We start from the raw sequence: 21,327 nt of genomic DNA, 5'->3' as shown, positions 1-21,327 counted from the left end.
CATTTACTTCATAACATTAAAACACCAAACAATATCTACTAACCAAATAGATTTTATTACTTTTGATAAACTAAACATATGACATGGCAAAGGTAGAAACGAATCTTATTCACATCGGCGAAGAATTTAATAAAACAAATGCCGTAGTAGCTCCTATTTATCAATCGTCAACATATCTGGCAAACGAAGATATAGACGCCTATATTACTGCAGCGACCGCGCCAAAATACCCGGAATTTTACCACCGTCATGGCAATCCGACGAATAGTCAAGTCGCTGCCATTGTTGCAAATTTGGAAAAAACAGCAGATGCTTTGGTTTTATCCACTGGTATGGCGGCCATCAGCACGGCTATCCTCGCACTTGTCAAGGCTGGAGATCATATCATTGCTCAGCATGCGCATTATTCGGGAACCACCTTGTTCTTTAAGCAATTCTTAATCGACTATGGCATCGAAATCACACATGTTGACCAAAAGGATATCAATGCATTCGAAGCAGCCATACAATCGAACACCAAACTTATTTATTTAGAAACACCATCCAATCCAAATTTAGATATTACGGATCTTGAGCTATTGGGAAGATTAGGAAAAGAAAAAGGTATCACGACTATGGTGGATAATACATTTGCTTCCCCCATAAATCAGTTGCCCAGTGAATTTGGTATCGACGTCGTTATTCATAGTGCCACAAAGTATCTGGGCGGACATTCTGATTTAACCGCAGGCATCGTATGTGGTTCCAAAGAATATATTGAGAAAGTCTGGAGCCGTTCCCTAGTATTGGGCGCCACGTTAAGTCCATTTGACTCTTGGCTGCTGTTAAGAGGTTTAAAAACCCTTTCGCTTCGGGTTCGACAGATTAACGAGAACGCGCAACAACTAGCGGAGTGGCTGGAAAGAAATGCCGCTATCCAGCATGTCGCCTATGTCGGGTTACCTTCACATCCACAGCATGAGCTAGCAAAAAAACAGATGAAAGGTTTCACAGGAATGTTGTGTATAGAAGTGGTAGGACAAAGTGACGAAAATGCCTTTCAAAATGCCCAAAGAATACTCAACAACCTAAAAATATTTACGAATGCAGCGAGCTTGGGAGGGGTTGAATCACTGGTTGTCCATCCGGCAAGCATGTGGGGCTCGCATCATTCAGCGGAACAAAAACAAACCTCCGGTATTACAAAAGGAATGCTTCGGATTTCAGTAGGTATTGAACACATTGACGACCTGATCGCAGATTTCGATCAGGCAATCCGTATGATTTAGCATAAGTAAAAGGCTCCTTACGGAGCCTTTTACTTATTATTTATTTACCGAAAAGCTATAGATTGTTTTCGTCTTGTACGTATCTCCCGGTTTTAACACCGTTGATGGAAAATTGGGCTGATTAGGGGAATCCGGAAAATGCTGCGTCTCCAAACATAGTCCCGTTCTAAAATCATCCTTTTTACCATTTTTCAATGTTACCTTACCGGCCATGAAGTTACCGCTATAAAATTGAATACCTGGCTCGGCCGTATAAATATCCATTACAATTCCAGACTGATCCCCCGTTAAAGTTGCCGCATGGTTCAACCCATCCACTTTTGTTCCATTTAGCACCCAGTTGTGATCGTATCCTTTCCCAAAGGTCAACTGCTCATTCTCTACACCTATATCCTGACCTATCGTTTTGGGTATGGTAAAATCAAAAGGTGTACCTTTTACGGGCGCCAACTCTCCGGTAGGAATCAAACCACCATCCACAGGTGTGTACTTATCCGCTAAAATTTGAAGTTGATGATCGAGGATCGTTCCACTTCCTTCTCCGTTAAGGTTAAAATAAGCATGATTGGTTAAGTTTACCACGGTTTCTTTATCAGTCGTTGCTATATAATCAATTTCCAAACCTGTATTCCGTAACCCATAAGTAACTTTGATGTCCAGATTTCCAGGAAATCCTTCGTTACCATCGGGCAGGGTGTAAGCGAATTGGATTGTACTATCATTCAGCTGCTGTCCTTCCCATGCCTGAAAATGAGTTCCCTTTAAACCGCCATGTAATGTGTGTCCATTGTTATTTTGTGGCAAGGTATATTCTGTACCACTGAGCTTGAATTTACCGTTGGCAATACGATTACCAAACGGACCTACAACAGCGCCATAATATGCTTCTGCAGGATTATTATATTCCGTCGCTGTGTTAAATCCCAAACTGACGTCCACTGTTGCCCCATTTTTATTGGGTACATTCAGCGATACCAAACGCGCACCATAATTTGTAAATGATGCCGACAGACCTGACTGACTTTTGATCGTATACAGATTTATCTTTTTGCCATCAATTTCAGCAGCAAAAGAATGGGAAGTATCTACTCCAGTATGGGAGGTTGAATCTTGCGAAGAAGAACTGTTGGTTGACGATTGGCACGAAACGAATGCCAGTGATAGCACACCAAGTCCAAGTAATGAAAATTTTGTCATATTTGTTTATAATTAAGTTATATTAATATTCTATTTCAGAAGTTGTGAGCCTCCATCCGCTTTCACAAATATTGGATCCAATTCGAGGTTAAACTTCGTCTTATAAGCCGGAGCTATTGCATCAGCAAGTTGCTGTCCAAAACCTTTTTTCACGATATTGATTGTGCAACCGCCAAAGCCACCTCCCATCATCCGTGCACCTACTACTTCGGGAATATCCTTTACAAAATCCACTAAAAAATCCAACTCTTCGCAGCTCACTTCATATTCGTCACTCAAAGCAGCATGCGCTAAAAACAACTGTTTACCAAGCTCTTCAATATCACCTTTTTTCAATGCTTCGCAAGCTTTATCCAAGCGTATATTCTCCTCTACCACATACTTACATTTCGTATACGTGTCCACGTCACGATCTTTTACCAACTCGTCTAACATATCGACCGTAATATCACGAAGGCTATTTACATCCGAGTGCTTCTCCTTTACCCAAGCAACCCCTTGCTCGCACAACTCTCTTCTTTTGTTATAGGCCGACGAGGCCAAGGAATGTTTAACATTTGTGTTTAGCAACACAATTTCATACGCTCCGAGCTCCAAGGGGACATATTCATATTCCAATGTGCGGCAGTCGAGTCGAAGTACATGCCCCTCCTTGCTTAATACCGAAGCAAATTGATCCATGATACCACATTTTACACCGGCATACGTGTGTTCAGCCAATTGGCCTATTTTCGCGATATCTACCCTTTTTAAGCCAAATGAAAACAGTTCATTCAATGTGAATCCAGTTGCACATTCTACTGCCGCTGAGGAAGACAACCCTGCACCTAAAGGCACATCCCCATCCAGATAAAGATTAAAGCCACTGAGCGGAAGATCTAATTTCTGTAACTGATCTACTACCCCTAAAATGTAATTTGGCCAACCTTTATCGGTTATAGCAAGATCTGCTAGATCTATCGAATACTTTTCGTTAAAATCCTCCGCATACAGATGTATTTCCTGATCTTCGCGCTTTCCTACTGCGACATAAATCGCCTTATCTATGGCTGTGGGCAATACGAATCCTTCATTGTAATCGGTATGCTCACCAATAATATTGATCCGCCCAGGTGATTTGGCTAACAAATCGGGTTCCGATCCGAATACTTCTTTATATCTATTTTTAAGCAATGTAGTCTCTATCATTTATTTTTTCTTGTAATGTGTAGTCGATTGTTTTCTTAATATGTCAGCGGCAAACTCTGGTGTGATATCACGCTGCGGATTAGCCAACATTTCGTAGCCAACCATGAATTTTTTTACTGAAGCCGATCGCAATAGGGGTGGATAAAAATGCATATGCCAATGCCATTTCTGTTGATCTCCCGAATTAACTGGAGCTTGGTGCATTCCCGCAGAATAAGGGAAAGAAGTCTGGAAGATGTTGTCATACCGAATCGTCAATTCTTGGAGTGTCTTTGCTAAATCTTCCTTTTCCTCCTCCGTAAACGCAAGAATATTGGTCACGTGTCGTTTGCTAATTACCAATGTCTCGTAGGGCCAAGAAGCCCAAAAAGGAACCAAGGCGACAAAATGAGCATTGTCTATAATGATTCGCTCTTGTTTTACCAGCTCGATTTCTAAATATGCACTTAATAGAGACTTAGCGTTCGCTTTATAATAGTTTGAAAATTGCAACGCTTCCTTCTCAATCTCGACGGGAAGGCTGCTTTGTGCCCATATCTGACCATGCGGATGAGGGTTACTACATCCCATTATTGCGCCTTTATTTTCAAATATCTGGATATATTTTATCCATTCCGTATCTGACAATTCCCGAAATTCCTGTTGCCACAGGTCTACAACAGCTTTAATTGCGGGTAGTTCCATTTCGGGCAGTGTTAAGTCATGCCTAGGTGTAAAGGAAATCACTTTGCAAATGCCCCGTTCGGTTTCTGCCCTTAATAAATCTCCCTCATTATATGTTCCATCCGGAGACTCCGCCAACAACGCCGAAAAATCATTGACAAACACAAAACTTTCTTCATAGTCGGGATTCTGCGTACCATCTGCACGAGAATTCCCTGGACACAGATAACATTTCGGGTCGTACTCGGGTCTCTTATCCGTAGGTAAATCCTCGACTTGTCCTTGCCAGGGTCTTTTACTTCGGTGCGGTGAAACCAATATTTTCTCTCCTGTCAACAAGTTAACCCGAGTATGCGGTTGGTCTAAAAATGAAAGCATATAATTATTTAAATCAAAGGTTTAGAATGCTAAAAATAAGTTTTTTCAAGTAATTATCAAAGTGTATTTTTTACACCAGCTCAGAAATATAAAAAATGATCTATTTGTGCCTTTTTATGAACGAAATATTGCGAAAAAAAATCCTTATATATTTCTCTATAAATAAATTCTCAATGGCCGAGGAGAGACCGATAAATTTGCATTTTTATTCAACGCAATTATAATCGCACCGAGCAAATTTATCTAAGTTTGTTGTTATAAAAAAGCATACTTTTATAGGCGATTTGATTTACATTGTCCAAAGAAGTAAATTTATCTAACTTTGTAGTTAGGAGTAGAAATCATGACGAAATTATCAGTAAACATCAATAAAATAGCCACTCTTCGTAATTCTCGGGGAGGGAACACACCAAATCTATTGACTACGGCATTATCATGCGAACGATTTGGAGCCGAGGGTATCACTGTACACCCTCGGCCTGATGAAAGACACATCAGATACCAAGATGTATACGATCTCAAAGCGAATATTACAACAGAATTTAATATTGAGGGGAACTGTCAGGAGCAGAAATTTGTAGACCTCGTGCTAGCCAATAAACCGGCACAGGTTACGTTGGTGCCGGATGCATTAGGTCAGATTACATCAAATCATGGGTGGGATACCATTAGAAATCGGGCGTATCTTACCGACATGGTTAAACTGTTTCAAGCCCAGGGAATCCGGGTATCTATTTTTGTAGATCCAGATGAAGACATGGTAGAGGCAGCAGCCGAAACTGGCGCTGATCGCATTGAATTGTATACCGAAGCCTATGCTGCAGATTACGGTTTTGATAAAGACAAAGCAATTCACCCGTATTTTAAAGCTGCCTTAAAGGCGCGTGAAGTAGGCTTGGGACTCAACGCAGGCCACGACTTAGACTTAAACAATCTAGCTTATTTTAACCAGCACATTCCTAGCCTATTGGAGGTAAGCATAGGGCATGCACTGATATCGGATGCGTTGTATCTCGGTTTGGAAGAAACCATCAAACGCTATTTAGCAGCGTTAAAATAGTATCAAGTAGTGAGTATTAGGTATTAAGTACCTAAAAAGGTACTGTCCAAAAAGGCCATACAAAGTGTTTAAACGTCATTTCGACCGAAGGGAGAACCGAGCTTGCGAGCTCGCCGTAGGCAAATCTAATGGAGAATTTTAACAAACTAATTTTTAATAAGTTAAAAGACAACCTCCTGACCATAGATTTTGCTTCGCAGAGCCCTTCGGGGTTCTCCTGGTACCTCCTCGAAATGAAGGTGATGTTGACTTTTTAGACGCCGTCTTTAGTGAATTCCTCTAAAAATTCTATTCCAACGGATTTTAGACAAGAAGGTACCATCTTTATCCCAGCTTAGCCAAGTAAATAATGCCTTACCGACAACGTGATCCACCGGAACAAATCCAAATTCTCTTGAGTCTAAAGAATTATCTCTATTATCACCCATCATCCAATAATAATCCATCTGTATCGTATAGCTATCTGCTTTGACTCCATTAAGGTAAATACCGTCTGTTTTTTGCTCTAACGTATTTCCTTCGTAAACCGTAATCAGACGATTATACAAGGGCAGGTTTTGCGTATTCAACTTAACCACGTCTCCTTTTTTAGGAACCGTTAATGGTCCGAAATTATGAAAATTCCAACCGTATTCTTCTGCGTGAGGAAAAGAAGATTCGGTATTTTCAAACGGGATAACCTGTTTTACATTTGTCCACGATTTTACATCTTTTATTTCTTCATCGGTCACGTATAATACATAGGGTTCAGCCATACCTTGCACATAGTCGTATCTTTTATCCACAAGACGTTGCGGGTTAAGCCCCGTCCCGTCCGTATAGATCAAATAAGCCGATTGTACATCAGAAGAACCGAATCCGGGTATACCGTTTACAATCAGTTTAGCATTCTTCATTTCGACTACGTCTCCTGAAATAGCTACAGCACGTTTAATATAATTCTCCCGCTTGTCTACAGGTCGATTAAACGGTGCATCGGCTTCCATTGGATAGTTGAAAACAACCACATCATTACGCTCAATTACCTCAAAACCAGGCAGACGTTTGTACGGAATATGAATTAGTTCCGAATAAGCTTTACCACCGGTAATGGGCATGGTATGATGGGCAAACGGAAAGGCAAGCGGCGTATTGGGAATCCGCGGACCATAATTCAGCTTACTCACAAAAAGAAAATCCCCGACCAATAACGACCGTTCCATTGATCCAGTTGGAATCATATAGGCTTCAATCAAAAAACCTCTTATCAACGAAGCCGCTACCGTGGCAAAGATAATCGCGTCGGCCCATTCGCGCGTAACGGATTTTTTATACGGGTATTTTTTCTTAAATTCTTCGGTATTAGGCTGTCCTAAATATTTAACCCCCGGATCTCTTCCCCACATCGGTAATACAATAAAGGGGATTAATACTGCGGCTGCATTCTCCCAAAAACGCTTTTTACCAAAGGCTTTGATAAGATCTAAATATAATCCATAAAAAATGAAAATATTAACAATCGGAATGAGTAATAAGATCACCCACCAAGTAGGTCTCGCAACCAGTTGAGCCATGACATATTCTCTGTAAAAAGGCACGATAGCTTCCCATCCCTGCTTCCCGGCCTTCTTGAAAAGTAGCCATAAGCCATATAAAGCGATTATTGTTAACACCCCAAAAATGATATACCACATATAATTAATAAGTCAAAATTAAAAAGTCAAAACCAAGCTTGCCTGCTTCCCGCAGCGTAGGCGCGCTCATTAAAATTATTAAAAAGTCAAAATCTACCAATCACTAGTTACCAACTACGAATTACTAACTCCTAGCCCCTAGTCACGAACTCCTATCTCCTGATACCTGATTAAAATCAAAAATTTCAGTTACCTGAAAGAATCCCTTCTTCCCTTGCAACCATTCCGCAGCAATAACTGCTCCTAATGCGAAACCGTCCCGATTATGCGCTGTATGTTTAAATTCAATCTGATCCACCTCCGAGCTGTACAAAACGGTATGTGTACCCGGAACCTCTTCTATTCGAAGACTTTCGATCAGCAGTTCATCCGACTTCGCAATAATCTCTTCTCCTTCACCAACTACATCATTCACCCACTTATTTTTCGTAGAGCTGTTCTCTAATATCCCCTCTGCTATCGTAATCGCTGTACCACTAGGCGCGTCCAGTTTGTGAATATGGTGTATCTCTTCTACCTGCACATCGTATTGCTTGTAAGGATCAATGGCTTTGGCCAATAGTTTATTGATATGGAAAAAGATATTTACGCCAATACTAAAATTAGATCCGTAAAGCAATGACTGATTAGATTCGAGACAGGTTTCTTTTACCTCCTGCAGATGATCGTACCATCCAGTTGTACCTACAACAAGTGGCAAATCAGCTTCAAAACACAGGCTTATATTATCCAAAGCCGCATGGGGTGTACTGAAATCAATCGCAACATCCGCTTCTTCTAAATCTTCAAGATCAATCGACGACCGATTATTTTCATCCACAATTAGTACAACTTCATGCCCTCTCTTCATGGCAAACTTTTCAATCAGTTGCCCCATTTTGCCATATCCTAATAAGACTATCTTCATGTTTCTTGTTCGTTTTTTATGGTAGATGCGTGTTTTTGGTTCTTTTATTTTTGTATTCCAGTCTTTTTATACCGCTAATATACTAATCCTTCACATATTCTACTAACTAACTATCGAATGTTAAAGGTTAATTTTATTCCGGGTACAAATTGGTTTTTAAGCGGTGATTGATAGCCTAAGTAACCTGATGGCATAAAAGTTGGTGATATTTTTACACTTAAATCGTCACCCATATTATATCTATTTTTCAACATAGATGTTACATATGCTTCCACCACATTTAAGCCCCAAAATCCTACCGTTGCAAGAATAGTGAGATCCCGGTTGCGGCGTGCATTATCTTTTGATTGGATAAGCCCCGGCAACTCCCATCGTTCTAAATCAGGATCATTAACCGCGCCGTTATTATCTATCCGATATTGTGCTTCACTCAAAAACTTACTATAATACCATTGCCAATAATCAAACGTCAAGTATGCACCCACAAACCCACCATAAATAATCGGAACCTTGACCCACCATAAACCACCATTCGTATACTGTCCCCAGCCGGGCAATATGAGTGAACGTCTCCAAGCAACCCGCGACACGTGTTCTATGGCTAGGCGAGTTGAATCTTTAAGAATGTCTTTATAATAAAATTTCGCACGTTCCTTTTCCGCTTTTTCTCTCGCCCTTCGTTCTTGTTTAGTCTCCTTTTTGACCGTATCCTGCGCAACGGAATCCACGGTCGCTGTCAATGAGTCTGCTTTTATTGCTAATGAATCTACACCTTGCGCCATTGTGGGAAAGCTGGCACAGCCAAATACAAAAAGTAGAAAACAGATTTTATACATCACCAATCTAACAATTCTAAAATGCGGCTTAAATCATCCTCCGAATCAAATGGGATTTCTATCGCACCTTTTCCTCGCGTATTTTTCAAATTCAAACGGACCCGTGTAGAAAATCTGGAAGCCAAGTCGTCTTCAATCTTCTGATATTGAAAATCCAATTGCTTTCCTACATTTTGATTCTTTTTCGGTTTTGTCTGTTGCTGGATATTACGCACCAATATCTCGGTCATCCGCACAGATAGCCCCTTATCAATAATCTCTTGGAAAACAAATAATTGCTTATCCACTTCCCCTACATTGATTAAAGCACGTGCATGTCCCATCGAAATCTGTCCGTCACGTATGCCGGCTTGTATAGCGGGTGGCAACTTCAATAGGCGTAGATAGTTTGTTACTGTCGACCGATTTTTACTTACACGGTCGCCCAGTTCCTCCTGTTTCAGGTTACACTCCTCGATCATACGTTGAAAACTCAACGCCACTTCGATGGCATTCAGGTTTTCACGTTGGATATTTTCGATGAGTGCCATCTCCAACATCTGTTGATCATTGGCGGTACGAACATAAGCGGGCACCTCTGTAATATCCGCCAATCTTGAAGCACGTAGTCTTCGCTCGCCACTAATAAGTTGATATTGGTTTTTGCTTACCTGCCGCACCGTAATAGGCTGAATAAGCCCTTGTAACGTAATAGAGTCTGCTAACTCCTGTAATGCCTCCTGATCAAAATCTGTCCTTGGTTGAAAAGGATTTACAGCGATTTGTTCAACCTTGATGAAATTGATACTTCCTGCTGCCGGCACCCCGGTTTTGGTATCGGTTGCTTCTTTTTGATCAGATTTAGGATTTATTACAACATCATCCTGCAGTAATGCACCCAATCCTTTTCCTAAACCTGTTTTTCGTTGTAATGCAGCCATACTATACTATCACTTTTTCTTTATTTTCTTCTAATAAACCGTTCTTTTGCAAAATTTCACGCGCCAGATTCAAGTAATTTATCGCGCCTTTGCAAGAGGCATCATGCATGATTACGGAAATCCCAAAACTAGGGGCTTCACTTAATCTTGTATTACGTTGTATAATTGTTTCAAAGACCAAGTCATGGAAATGTGTTCGCACCTCCTCTACTACCTGATTAGACAGACGAAGGCGAACGTCATACATGGTCAGCAAAATACCTTCTATTGCTAAATCCGTATTCAGACGGTTTTGAACGATTTTTATTGTATTTAGTAATTTTCCTAATCCCTCTAATGCAAAATATTCACATTGAACTGGAATAATAACAGAGTCTGATGCTGTTAAGGCATTAATTGTGATCAATCCCAATGAAGGTGAACAATCGATAATGATAAAATCATAGTCGTCTTTGATCTGTTGGAGCATTTTTTTCATTTTATACTCACGTTCATTCAGATTGATCATTTCAATCTCGGCACCTACTAAATCTATATGCGCGGGCAATAATTCCAAATTGGGCGTATCTGTCTTCTGAATGGCTTCCCTCGGATCTAAATCATTGACCAGGCATTCATATACACTAGCTTTAATAGCTCTTGGGTCAAACCCGATACCTGAAGTCGAATTCGCCTGCGGATCTGCATCTACCAACAAAGTCTTATACTCTAAAACCGCTAAACTAGCTGCTAAGTTAATAGAAGTCGTTGTTTTACCTACGCCACCTTTTTGATTTGCAATGGATATTATTTTTCCCATAAGATACTGAACCTTTACCTATTAAATGTATACTTTCTGTTCTCGCACCAAATTTACATTTCAATAACTTACCAAATGCTTAAATGATGTTAAAATTGTTATTTTTGAGAACATTCCTGAGCCCATAACTCAGCATGCTAAGATACGAAAAATAGATTTACCATTTACATCGTCATTCATTGAGAGACATAAATTACAAAAGCACAATGAATTTAATTATTTCGGGAACAAATAGGTTGGGAAGCAACTCGTTAAAGGTAGCCAGATATTATCAAGCGCAACTGCAACGACGCGGTGAGGAGTGGGAAATATTTTCGTTGGGCGACCTCCCTCACGACATCATTTTTTCGGACTTGTACGGCAAAAGGAGCACGGCTTTTGCGCATATACAAGAAAAAATATCTGCTGCTCGTAAATTTATTTTCATCATTCCGGAATACAATGGCAGTTATCCGGGTGTACTGAAGGTATTCATTGATGCCTGCGCATTCCCCGCGTCATTTTTTCATAAAAAAGCGATCCTAGTAGGGGTGGCAACTGGAAAATACGGCAACATTCGAGGCGTTGACCATTTCACGGGGGTTTGTAACTACATGCGAATGCATGTTCTTCCTCTTAAAATTCATATCCCGCATATCCAGAACGAACTCAACAACGACAATGCATTCATCGACAATATTACGGTCAAATTTATTGATGAACAGATCGAAGAAATTATTCGGTTTTAGAGACTTTGGACACGTACGCGCTCTAGAATATTTTCGAGCGAATAATTCAGCAGTATATCGTGTATCGGATATCTGCCAAGCGTATCCTTTTTCTCCTCGTAGCCAAACATGTCCCATTCGCCATTGTGGTACTCTAATGCGGAAAGGTTCTCAATCCAGTCTCCGGAATTCATGTACACACACGAGCCTTTCTTCGTCACCACAGTTCGGATTTCCGGTTGATGGATATGTCCGCATATGACGTAGTCGTACTCGCTTTCAATGGCCAGTTCCGAAGCAGTCTGTTCGAAATCTGAAATAAATTTAACAGCCTTTTTCACCGAGCTTTTAATTCTTTTAGACAACGAATATTTCTCCTTCCCAAATCGAACAAGGATCCAGTTGATCAAATTGTTCAATCCGATAAGTCGATCGTACCCCCAACCACCTAACTTCGCCAACCACTTGGAATGCTGAATAGAAGCATCAAACACGTCTCCATGAAATATCCAAGCCCGTTTCTCCCCCAAATGTAACACCAATTTATCCACCAGTTGGATATTGCCAAAATGTATATTGGTAAATTTACGCAACATCTCATCGTGATTACCCGTAATATAGATTACTTCACAACCTTGATATGCCATATCAAACAGATACTTAATCACTTTCAAATGCTGATCAGGGAAATAACTCTTTTTAAACTGCCAGATATCCATGATATCACCGTTTAAAACCAGCTTTGCCGGCTTGATTGAATACAAATAGTGTAGTAATTCTTGTGCCCGGCAACCGTAGGTTCCGAGGTGTACATCAGAAAGTATTACTAAATCGACTTCTCTCTTCATGTATACAAAAAAAAGAAACAACTGTTAACTCATCATTTTCAGACAGTTAAAAAATCATCAAGTTTTTGAGTAAGTTGTTTTTAACGAAGGTTTTTCTTAATCAATTTTTATGCGCCTCTTTCGCCGGCGCAGGGCGACTTCTTTTTTTATAAAAAGAAGGAAAACCGGAACGAAGTGGAGCTCACCGAAGGTAAAATCATCGCTGTACCCATTTGCCAGAATGGCTAGTGCGTCCTCCTGCAATTGGCAAATGGCTAAGGCGATATTTGTCTAATTTGTAAGGATAGTGCATTATTACATTTAATTTTTATTTCAGCTGAATTAAAAAGGACGACCTAGGTCGATGTAGCGTTAAGAAAGCTTTTGGATTTGCGTTAAGAACAGATCCCCCAAGTGGAACGTCTTGGAGCTGTTTAGTAAATCCAAAAGCTTTTAGCGTAACATTGACCCGGTCTTGACTTTTTTGCTTCGTTTTTTGGTCAAGCAAAAAATGAAGGCCCTGCCACGGCGAGTGGCGGAAAGGCGGTGAGGTGGACAACCTCAATCTGTATAAAAAACCTTCGTTAAAAACATCCTATTCATAAAACATCAAAGCCTTCGATATTCTCGAAGGCTTTGATAAATATTAAAATACCAAGTAAAAGCTTATTGGAATTTTTTAGCATTTACTTTACGCTCATTTTCTGTTAAATAGATCTTACGTAAACGTGTGGACAGCGGAGTCACTTCAATGTATTCATCTGCTTGGATATACTCCATTGATTCTTCTAACGAAAATTTGATTGCCGGTGCGATACGCGTATTGTCATCGGTACCGGAAGCACGCATGTTGGTCAATTGCTTACCTTTCGTGATATTGATTGTTAAATCATTGTCACGTATGTGCTCACCTAAAATCTGTCCTTCGTAAATATCTACGCCTGGATCAACGAAGAATTTACCACGGTCTTGTAATTTATCGATCGAGTAAGCTGTCGTGGTACCTTTATCCAAAGAGATCAATACACCGTGCAGACGTCCAGGAATTGTCCCTCTCCAAGGCTCGTACCCTTTTAAACGGTGTGCCATCACAGCTTCACCTGCTGTAGCTGTCAGTACGTTGTTACGTAGACCGATGATACCACGAGAGGGGATTTCGAACTCTAAGTGTTGCATTTCGCCTTTGGTCTCCATAATCAATAGCTCACCTTTACGTTGCGTAACAAGCTCGATTACTTTACCGGAAACTTCAGCAGGAACGTCTACCACCAATACTTCGACTGGCTCGCATTTCTTACCGTCTATTTCTTTGACAATTACCTGTGGTTGACCTACCTGCAATTCGTATCCTTCACGACGCATGGTTTCGATCAATACGGATAAATGGAGGATACCGCGGCCGTACACCAACCACGCATCCGGTGATTCGGTTGGAACAACACGTAAGGCTAAATTTTTCTCTAATTCTTTTTGAAGGCGATCGTGAATGTGACGGGAAGTAACCAACTTACCTTCTTTACCGAAAAATGGAGAGTTATTGATCGTGAACAACATGTTCATCGTAGGCTCATCGATATGGATTACCTCTAATTGCTCAGGATTATCAAAATCAGCAATTGTATCACCAATATCAAAACCTTCAATACCTACTACAGCACATATATCACCACAAGCTACTTCTGTAACGCGGCGGCGACCTAAGCCTTCAAAAGTATGTAATTCTTTGACACGGGACTTAACGATTTTACCATCGCGCTTCATCAAAGAGATTGGTTGATTTTCTTTAATTGTACCACGAGCAACGCGACCAATTGCGATACGACCTACGAAAGTAGAGTAATCTAAAGAGGTAATTTGCATTTGTAAAGTTCCTTCTACAAACGGAGAGGGAGGGAAGTGATCTATGATCGCATCCAATAATTCGGACACATCTTCTTTCGGTTCTTTCCAATCGGTCGACATCCAACCTTGTTTTGACGAACCATATAATACAGGGAATGCCAATTGCTCTTCTGTAGCATCTAAGCTAAAGAATAGATCAAATACATTCTCGTAAACTTCTTCAGGACGACAGTTTTCTTTGTCCACTTTATTGACAACAACTAACGGTTTTAGGCCCAAAGCTAAAGCCTTTTGTGTCACAAAACGTGTTTGTGGCATCGGGCCTTCAAAAGCATCCACTAATAACACAACACCATCAGCCATTTTTAATACGCGCTCTACTTCACCACCAAAATCGGCGTGACCAGGAGTATCAATAACGTTGATTTTTACACCTTTGTATTGTACAGATACATTCTTAGCAACGATCGTGATACCGCGCTCCCGTTCTAAATCATTGTTGTCTAGAATTAAATCACCTGTACCATCATTATCTCGAAAAAGATTTGTGAAGTGTAAGATTTTGTCTACCAGCGTAGTTTTACCGTGATCGACGTGAGCGATAATCGCTATATTTCTGATATTCTGCATTTAGCAACGATATTATATAAAAATTTGAGGTGCAAAGATATGAATTTTGAACCTCATTTTTAAATATTTACCGTGAATATTTTGTTAGTTTATTGTTTAGTCCCATTAACACTAGGGACAACAACCTGCTGAATACCTGTTATTTAATAGCAGAGGGCATATTTTAGGTAAAAAGAGATGTCCCATTATTTTTATAATGATATGAGAATTGGTTGTCTTCAAAGGTGTTCAGGAATTGAAATCAAGTAGATTTTTAGGGGATTATTAAAATAAAGGGGAGGTTTTTCTTAATCAAAATTTCTTTTGTCGCTCGCCGCGACGGGGCATTCCTTTTTTCCGCAAAAAGGAATCAAAAACTCGTCGCTGCGCCGGCTCGACAAGACGGTTCACCATTCCTGCTATTGTCGACCCGCCAAGGCGACATTTGTCGGGAATGAAAGGATGGTGCTTAATTCTTAAATATTATTTTATACTTCAGCTGAAGTTAGAAAGGACGACCTAGGTCGATGTAGCGTAAAGAAAGCTTTTGGATTTGCGTTAAGAACAGATCCCCGAAGCGAAGCGGCTTGGAGATGTTTAGTAAATCCAAAAGCTTTTAGCGTAGCATTGGCCAAGTCTTGAATTTTGTCAAACTTTTTTTCAAGAAAAAGTTTGGAACCCTGCCACGGCCAGTGGCGGAAAGGTAATGCGATGGGCATTCTTAAAAGTGTTTGAAATAAACCTCCGTTTTAAACCAACACCATTTAAAATTAAAAAAAACCTTCACAAACCCATTATCCCCAACTAACGTATTTATGAAAGTTCTACAATAAAACCAATTTATCACTGTATCACACCCAATGCTTTCCCTACCTTGGTAAACGCGGCAATTGCTTTATCTAAGTGTTCGGTTTCATGTGCAGCGGAGATCTGTACGCGGATACGTGCTTTTCCTTGGGGAACGACCGGATAATAAAAACCGATTACATAAATTCCTTCTTCCAGCATCTTTGCAGCAAACTCCTGTGCTAGTTTAGCGTCGTATAACATAACGGGAACGATCGGATGAAAGCCTGATTTGATATCGAAGCCGGCTGCTGTCATTTTCTCACGGAAGTATGTTGTATTGTTTTCCAGCTTATCCCGTAGTTCGGTCGTTTCGCTCAACATATCCAACACCGCAACGGAAGCACCGGCGATTGCTGGGGCTAGGGTATTTGAAAATAAATATGGACGAGAGCGCTGACGCAACATATCAATAATTTCTTTGCGCCCAGAGGTGAAACCTCCGGAAGCACCACCCAAAGCTTTGCCGAGGGTGCCTGTTATGATATCTACACGATCGATGACGTTAAACAATTCGTGTGTACCGCGACCTGTTTTACCAATGAAGCCGGAGCAGTGAGACTCGTCTATCATCACTAATGCTTCATATTTATCGGCAAGATCACAGATCTTATCCAAGGGTGCTACTGAACCGTCCATTGAAAAAGCGCCGTCTGTCACAATGATACGATGGCGTGCTTCTGAAGCTGCTTTTAATTGTGCTTCAAGATCTTCCATATCGCAGTTTTTATAACGGAAGCGCTGCGCTTTACACAAACGGACGCCATCGATAATCGAAGCGTGATTCAACTCATCCGAAATAATTGCATCTTCGGCGCCTAGTAACGGTTCGAATACGCCACCATTTGCATCAAATGCGGCCGCATATAAAATGGTATCCTCGGTACCTAAAAATTTGGAGATCTTTGCTTCCAGTTCTTTATGAATATCTTGCGTACCGCAGATAAAGCGCACGGAAGACATGCCATAGCCATGCGAATCAATGGCCTTTTTCGCTGCTTCTGTAACTTTGGGATGGGATGACAACCCTAGGTAATTGTTTGCACAGAAATTAATCACTTCTTGTCCTGTACTCACTTTTATATCGGCCCCTTGGGGGGTAACGATGATACGTTCTTCTTTGTATAAGCCCGCATCTTTAATGGCTGCTAGCTCTTTTTCTAATTCGGGTTTTAATGTAGTAAACATATTATAAGTCAAAAGTTAAGCCTATTTGCGAAACTGCAAATCTGCGTATTCGCAAATACGCAAATCAGCGAATAATCCAAAGATACAAGAAATTATAATGTACTTACAACGAAATCGATTGTCCTATTTAACGCGTTTCCATGTTTCGGTACGTCCCAAAAGGCTCACCCCTACGTATCCGCGGATATCAAGTTGATCAGCACCTTTAATACTCATTTTGCAGCTGTAGGTTTTGCCCGACTTGGGGTCATAAATCTGTCCTCCCTCATAGGTGCTGCTTTTTTTGGTAAAATTGGTAAGGATCTCTAAACCTTGAATATTACGGGAGCGAAGTTTCTCATCGGGATTATTGATGTCTTTTTTTGCGGCGTCTTTAATCCAATATAACTTCCCAAAATATTTATCCCCTTTCTTATAGACCTCTATTCGTCCTTCTCCGGAAGGGTTTTGCCATTTACCAATGATAGGGTCGCTTGTTTGTGCAAATAATGCCACAGACATTACCAAAGCACATAATGTGAAGATTAACTTGTTCATACGCATTTGTTTATAATTAAGGTGAAGATAATAAAATTTCATATGCAAGCATAATATATATTTTTTTATTTTATTTATAGAATACTATTACCTGATTGTAGATGGTGAGGGTGAAAGTGTTTAATTTCGAAACTTTTCCTTTGGCACTAAATTTGACCTGTTTTTACAAACTAATACTTTATAATTATGAGATTCATCATATCACTTTTGTTAACGGGGCTTGTTATCGCATTAGCATCTTACATTATTCCTGGTGTACAGGTAGCTGGCTTTGGCTGGGCTATCGTAACGGGATTGGTTATCGGATTTGTCAACGCGGTTATCGGCGGAATACTACGATTATTTACATTTCCACTTAATTGGCTTACTTTTGGCCTTATTTCATTTATCATTACGGTATTAATGGTCATGCTCAGCGACAGCATCATGGGCTCTAAATTCGATGTTTCGGGATTCTGGGCTGCAGCTCTATTTGCTGTTGTGGTTGCTTTACTAGAAATGGTCCTTGGAAGAATCGGGGGCGAAAAACCCACCAGATAACCGTTAAGAAGGCTCGTTTACAGACTAAAGAGCCTTCTTGGTTTGAAGGTAGCTCCCCCCATTCATGATCGGGATCATCGCATTTTTAAAACCCTTGAAGCCGGAATGGATTGCTATGCGATACTATCAGGCTTCATCTGTCTTTCACGATAATGGCCGTATAGTTGGCGAATTTTTTAAGTAGTTTTTTACCTTTTTTGTTTCCTAAAACCATAATGGATGTGCTGAGGAAATTGGCAAACTCTGCTGATGGTCCTGATACCGTTACACTAGTTAGTCCGGTAGAGGGCCAACCTGTTGTGGGATTGATAATATGCGCATAGCGTTTGCCTTGTAATTCTGCAAACTTCTCATAGCTCCCGGATGTCGCCAACGAGCCGTACCCCAATTTCAAAACCTTTATCATTTTAAGGGGGTTGAACGGATTACGCACCCCTACTTTCCAGGGCTGCCTATCAGATTGTGTACCCCAAGCTGAAAGATCACCGGAAGCGTTTACAATACCACCTCGGATGCCCAAAGATTGTAGGAGCTCCCGACCTTTGTCAGCGGCGTAACCTTTTCCGATAGAACCAAAGCCGATTTTCATGCCCTTTTTTTTCAAAAAAATGGTCGAGTTTATGCTATCCAAAACAATATATTGGTAGCCTACATACTGCACAGAGTTACGAATAGCATCATCAGATGGCAGCTGCTCCATACTGCCGTCGAACACCCAAACGTTATCCAGAGCAGCTATGCTGATATCGAAAGCGCCTTCTGTTAGTTGGGAATAATGGATGGCACGGCGGGTAAGCTCGAAAACTTCTTTGTCTACTTGTACGGGGCGGATACCGGCATACTGGTTTACTTGTGAAATTTGCGTATCTGGTCTCCATTCTGAAATGAGATTTTCGATGCGCTCTATCTCCCCTGCGGCCTGTTGAATATGTTGCCCTGCCTGTACGCTATCTTCATCCACGACTGTGATGTCGAAAAGCGATCCCATTTTGCTCAGTTGTCTTTTAACCAGAACCTGTGCATTCGCAGTCTGAAACAACAGTCCCAAACACAAAAACAAGAGCGTGCTTCCAATGTATTTCAACATTCTTAAATTTAGTCTGTACATATGCTATGTCCCAATGAGCCACTAGTTACTATCACCAGTTACTAAACTAATAACAATCCGTTAAAATCTGTGCTTTATAGTTGCTTAGGTCTTTGGCCTGAAGTATCTCACAAAGCAGTTGTTCGACGTCTTTTTGCATCGCCAATGAACCACAAATCATAATGACGCCTTTATTTTCTAATAATTCGGAAAAGAATACTGCATCCTTTCGGATCAAATCCATTACATATTGTCGGTTTTCCTCACGTGAAAAAGCACTGTAATAACCAACCAATCTATTGGCAGCCATTTCTTTTTGGGCAAAGGAGTCGTATTGCTTCGACAAGATATTGTTGTGCCTAAAGCCTGCATATAAGTGAACCGGAATCTGTCTTCTGTTTTCCTTAATCATGCCAATAAATGGCGCAATTCCGGTGCCATTGGCAATCATTGCGACAATGGGTGCATCTTTCGGGAAATGAAACCCCTTGTTAATGACAATCCGGGCAGATGTACTATTGCCCTCATCGAGATGATATAAGAACCGGGATCCTAATCCGCCGGGATGCAACTTGACGATAAGCTGTATATTACTGCCTACTTTAGCGATGGAATAGAGCCGCTCACGGCCATCGTTTGCTGGGTAGAGAGCTAGGAGATCGCCCGACTGAAAAGCCTGCTTGCGCTGTGGCTTCAGAGTAATTCTAAACGTTGCGTTATCTTCGGTGACGGCGGTTTTTTCCAAGACTGTGAATTTCTTCAATCCGGTTACTTTCGTCGCGTACAGGGCGGGTGTAGTTCCTAATCCACAGGCGGTTTTCCCATTCCATGCCTTCACCCAGGTCATAAATTCTTCTACGGAGCGGTCGTTTACGGTATGCAGATCAAGCATCCGTATCGCCCAACTTTGTCGTGCCAACAGCTCGTCGAGCTGTGTTGCATAGGCACAGAAGTCGGGATAGGCTTTTGATCCGAACCCGATGACGGAATATTGCACGGGTTGATTTTGTGGAAACTTGGCAATCAGTTTGTCAAAATCTATCGCATTTGCCGGTGCTGTACCCAAACCATACGTAGAACTGAAAACCACGAAATGTGTCGCTTTGGGAAAGCGTGTAAACTTGTTCATCTCGGTCAGAAAGGATTTATATCCGAGGGCCAGTAGCTGCTGATGGATTTTATTGGCAAAAGATAGTGTACTGCCGTTTTCTGTTCCGACCAAAAATACGTATTCGGCTGAGGAAGCATTGAACTTGTTTTTTACTTTAGTTCCTGTTCTGCGGAAGGTAATCGCAAATCCGGTATAAATGAAAAAGAGGATATTGAGCGAGGCAAGACCCAAAACAATTGCCCAAATCGCATTCGTTCGCCCGGTATGCAGGTCTAGGCTGAGCTTCTCCAAAAGCAAGCTATAAGGGTATCGGGTTTCTTCTGCAATTTCGCCTGTCATCTGATTGACAGACAGTTCCCTATCTTTTAATTTTAACACATAAAACTCCTCGGCATCGTCGGGCATAAATGGAAATTCGATTTTCTCCACATCTGCCAGCCGTGTTTCGTTGAAAACGGGAAAATCGGCTAACGCTTTCTGCTCTGCCACCGCCTCGTTTAATGCGTAATCAACAGTTTTGTTTTCGCCTCCGGCCAAACCTACCCTGACCATAAAAAGGTAGGTCCCTGTGAGGGCTAGTATCAGCACGGGGATCAGAAAAATCCGCCCACTGACGACGTGAAAGTACTGGGCAAAGAAGTCTTTATTGATCTTCGCGAAGAAATTTCGAAGTCCCTGTTGGCGTTTGGCAATCAACACAACGCCGGAAATCGTAATCAGAAAAAGCAGAAAGGATGCAACGCCGACGATGATACGTCCGGTTTCTTTCAAAAACAGCGAACGGTGCAGTGCAATATTCCACTGTATAAAATCGCTTTGGGGCTTTACTTCTCCTAAAACTGCTCCGGTTCGGGGGTCGATGTAGGCTTTGAGCGAATTGCCCTCCTCATCGAAAGCATCGATAGTCACGAACTGATTGTGATCTATAGTAAGTTCTGTTATTTCGGAATATACCTCCCACAGTGCCGGTACGGTCTGTGCAAGGTTTATTTCATCAAAATTATTGACTTTATACCCTTGCGTTTTTTCATCCACCGCCCCAATAGCCAGGATAACTCCCGTCACCGAAAGTATCAACAGGAACATTGCCGAAACTAGGGCTAAAGCCAGATGGGCATACCGCCAGATGGATAGGGTCATTTGC

Annotated in this window: 18 protein-coding genes; 4 read left to right on the top strand and 14 right to left on the bottom strand. The window is 41.2% G+C overall.

Annotation, left to right across the window (positions count from 1 at the left end; translation table 11 throughout):
- The first annotated feature begins 83 nt into the window (after positions 1 to 83).
- The gene (locus tag C4F40_RS11970; RefSeq protein WP_196939634.1) at positions 84 to 1,268 is read left to right on the top strand and encodes a trans-sulfuration enzyme family protein; all 1,185 of its coding nucleotides are present in this window, start codon (positions 84 to 86) and stop codon (positions 1,266 to 1,268) included.
- A gap of 36 nt (positions 1,269 to 1,304) precedes the next feature.
- On the opposite strand, the gene C4F40_RS11965 is transcribed toward C4F40_RS11970, so the two are convergent.
- Genes C4F40_RS11965 through C4F40_RS11955 form a run of 3 tightly spaced genes read right to left on the bottom strand, consistent with a single transcriptional unit; the run spans position 1,305 to position 4,694 of the window.
- Complete coding sequence (locus C4F40_RS11965; RefSeq protein WP_196939633.1) at positions 1,305 to 2,465, bottom strand: aldose epimerase family protein; 1,161 nt, start codon at positions 2,463 to 2,465, stop codon at positions 1,305 to 1,307.
- Positions 2,466 to 2,495: 30 nt separating this feature from the next.
- Positions 2,496 to 3,653 carry a galactokinase gene (galK, locus tag C4F40_RS11960; protein ID WP_196939632.1) on the bottom strand — a complete coding sequence of 386 codons (1,158 nt, stop codon included), beginning with the start codon at positions 3,651 to 3,653 and terminating at the stop codon, positions 2,496 to 2,498.
- Positions 3,654 to 4,694: a UDP-glucose--hexose-1-phosphate uridylyltransferase gene (locus C4F40_RS11955; RefSeq protein ID WP_196939631.1), complete on the bottom strand. Its 1,041-nt coding sequence runs from the start codon at positions 4,692 to 4,694 to the stop codon at positions 3,654 to 3,656.
- Positions 4,695 to 5,037: 343 nt separating this feature from the next.
- Here C4F40_RS11955 and C4F40_RS11950 point away from each other — a divergent pair, with 343 nt between their 5' ends.
- Entirely contained in the window at positions 5,038 to 5,754 is a 717-nt protein-coding gene (locus C4F40_RS11950; protein WP_196939630.1) for a pyridoxine 5'-phosphate synthase, read from the top strand.
- Positions 5,755 to 6,020: 266 nt separating this feature from the next.
- Here the strand turns inward: C4F40_RS11950 and lepB are convergent, their stop codons facing one another.
- The 5 genes from lepB to C4F40_RS11925 form a co-directional block, all read right to left on the bottom strand.
- Complete coding sequence (gene lepB, locus C4F40_RS11945; protein ID WP_196939629.1) at positions 6,021 to 7,427, bottom strand: signal peptidase I; 1,407 nt, start codon at positions 7,425 to 7,427, stop codon at positions 6,021 to 6,023.
- A gap of 142 nt (positions 7,428 to 7,569) precedes the next feature.
- Positions 7,570 to 8,334 carry a 4-hydroxy-tetrahydrodipicolinate reductase gene (gene dapB / locus C4F40_RS11940; RefSeq protein WP_196939628.1) on the bottom strand — a complete coding sequence of 255 codons (765 nt, stop codon included), beginning with the start codon at positions 8,332 to 8,334 and terminating at the stop codon, positions 7,570 to 7,572.
- A 110-nt stretch (positions 8,335 to 8,444) separates the two neighbouring features.
- Positions 8,445 to 9,170 (bottom strand): DUF5683 domain-containing protein, encoded by a 726-nt coding sequence (locus C4F40_RS11935; protein WP_196939627.1) that lies wholly within the window; start codon positions 9,168 to 9,170, stop codon positions 8,445 to 8,447.
- Complete coding sequence (locus tag C4F40_RS11930) at positions 9,170 to 10,090, bottom strand: ParB/RepB/Spo0J family partition protein (protein WP_196939626.1); 921 nt, start codon at positions 10,088 to 10,090, stop codon at positions 9,170 to 9,172. The genes C4F40_RS11935 and C4F40_RS11930 overlap by 1 nt, the downstream gene beginning before the upstream one ends.
- A gap of 1 nt (position 10,091) precedes the next feature.
- Positions 10,092 to 10,889: a ParA family protein gene (locus tag C4F40_RS11925; RefSeq protein WP_196939625.1), complete on the bottom strand. Its 798-nt coding sequence runs from the start codon at positions 10,887 to 10,889 to the stop codon at positions 10,092 to 10,094.
- Positions 10,890 to 11,095: 206 nt separating this feature from the next.
- On the opposite strand from C4F40_RS11925, the gene C4F40_RS11920 reads away from it, so the two are divergent.
- Positions 11,096 to 11,617, top strand: coding sequence for an NADPH-dependent FMN reductase (locus tag C4F40_RS11920; RefSeq protein ID WP_196939624.1), 522 nt, complete (start codon positions 11,096 to 11,098; stop codon positions 11,615 to 11,617).
- On the opposite strand, the gene C4F40_RS11915 is transcribed toward C4F40_RS11920, so the two are convergent.
- From C4F40_RS11915 to C4F40_RS11900, 4 genes are all read right to left on the bottom strand, one after another.
- Positions 11,614 to 12,444 carry a UDP-2,3-diacylglucosamine diphosphatase gene (locus C4F40_RS11915; protein WP_196939623.1) on the bottom strand — a complete coding sequence of 277 codons (831 nt, stop codon included), beginning with the start codon at positions 12,442 to 12,444 and terminating at the stop codon, positions 11,614 to 11,616. The genes C4F40_RS11920 and C4F40_RS11915 overlap by 4 nt on opposite strands.
- Positions 12,445 to 13,089: 645 nt before the next feature.
- Complete coding sequence (gene typA / locus C4F40_RS11910; protein ID WP_196939622.1) at positions 13,090 to 14,895, bottom strand: translational GTPase TypA; 1,806 nt, start codon at positions 14,893 to 14,895, stop codon at positions 13,090 to 13,092.
- Positions 14,896 to 15,717: 822 nt separating this feature from the next.
- On the bottom strand, positions 15,718 to 16,908 hold the full coding sequence (kbl, locus tag C4F40_RS11905; RefSeq protein ID WP_196939621.1) for a glycine C-acetyltransferase: 1,191 nt from the start codon (positions 16,906 to 16,908) through the stop codon (positions 15,718 to 15,720).
- 123 nt (positions 16,909 to 17,031) lie between these two features.
- Positions 17,032 to 17,445, bottom strand: coding sequence for a DUF2147 domain-containing protein (locus C4F40_RS11900; RefSeq protein ID WP_196939620.1), 414 nt, complete (start codon positions 17,443 to 17,445; stop codon positions 17,032 to 17,034).
- A 186-nt stretch (positions 17,446 to 17,631) separates the two neighbouring features.
- Here C4F40_RS11900 and C4F40_RS11895 point away from each other — a divergent pair, with 186 nt between their 5' ends.
- Positions 17,632 to 17,985 (top strand): phage holin family protein, encoded by a 354-nt coding sequence (locus C4F40_RS11895; RefSeq protein ID WP_196939619.1) that lies wholly within the window; start codon positions 17,632 to 17,634, stop codon positions 17,983 to 17,985.
- Between the two features lie 133 nt (positions 17,986 to 18,118).
- On the opposite strand, the gene C4F40_RS11890 is transcribed toward C4F40_RS11895, so the two are convergent.
- Both C4F40_RS11890 and C4F40_RS11885 read right to left on the bottom strand, forming a co-directional pair.
- On the bottom strand, positions 18,119 to 19,072 hold the full coding sequence (locus C4F40_RS11890) for an FAD:protein FMN transferase (RefSeq protein ID WP_231390044.1): 954 nt from the start codon (positions 19,070 to 19,072) through the stop codon (positions 18,119 to 18,121).
- 67 nt (positions 19,073 to 19,139) lie between these two features.
- Positions 19,140 to 21,323, bottom strand: coding sequence for a PepSY domain-containing protein (locus C4F40_RS11885; RefSeq protein ID WP_196939617.1), 2,184 nt, complete (start codon positions 21,321 to 21,323; stop codon positions 19,140 to 19,142).
- Positions 21,324 to 21,327 lie beyond the last annotated feature (4 nt).

This window comes from Sphingobacterium pedocola (genome assembly GCF_015209965.1).
Taxonomy (GTDB): Bacteria; Bacteroidota; Bacteroidia; order Sphingobacteriales; family Sphingobacteriaceae; genus Sphingobacterium; species Sphingobacterium pedocola.
This window is presented reverse-complemented; position numbering and strand designations above follow the sequence as displayed.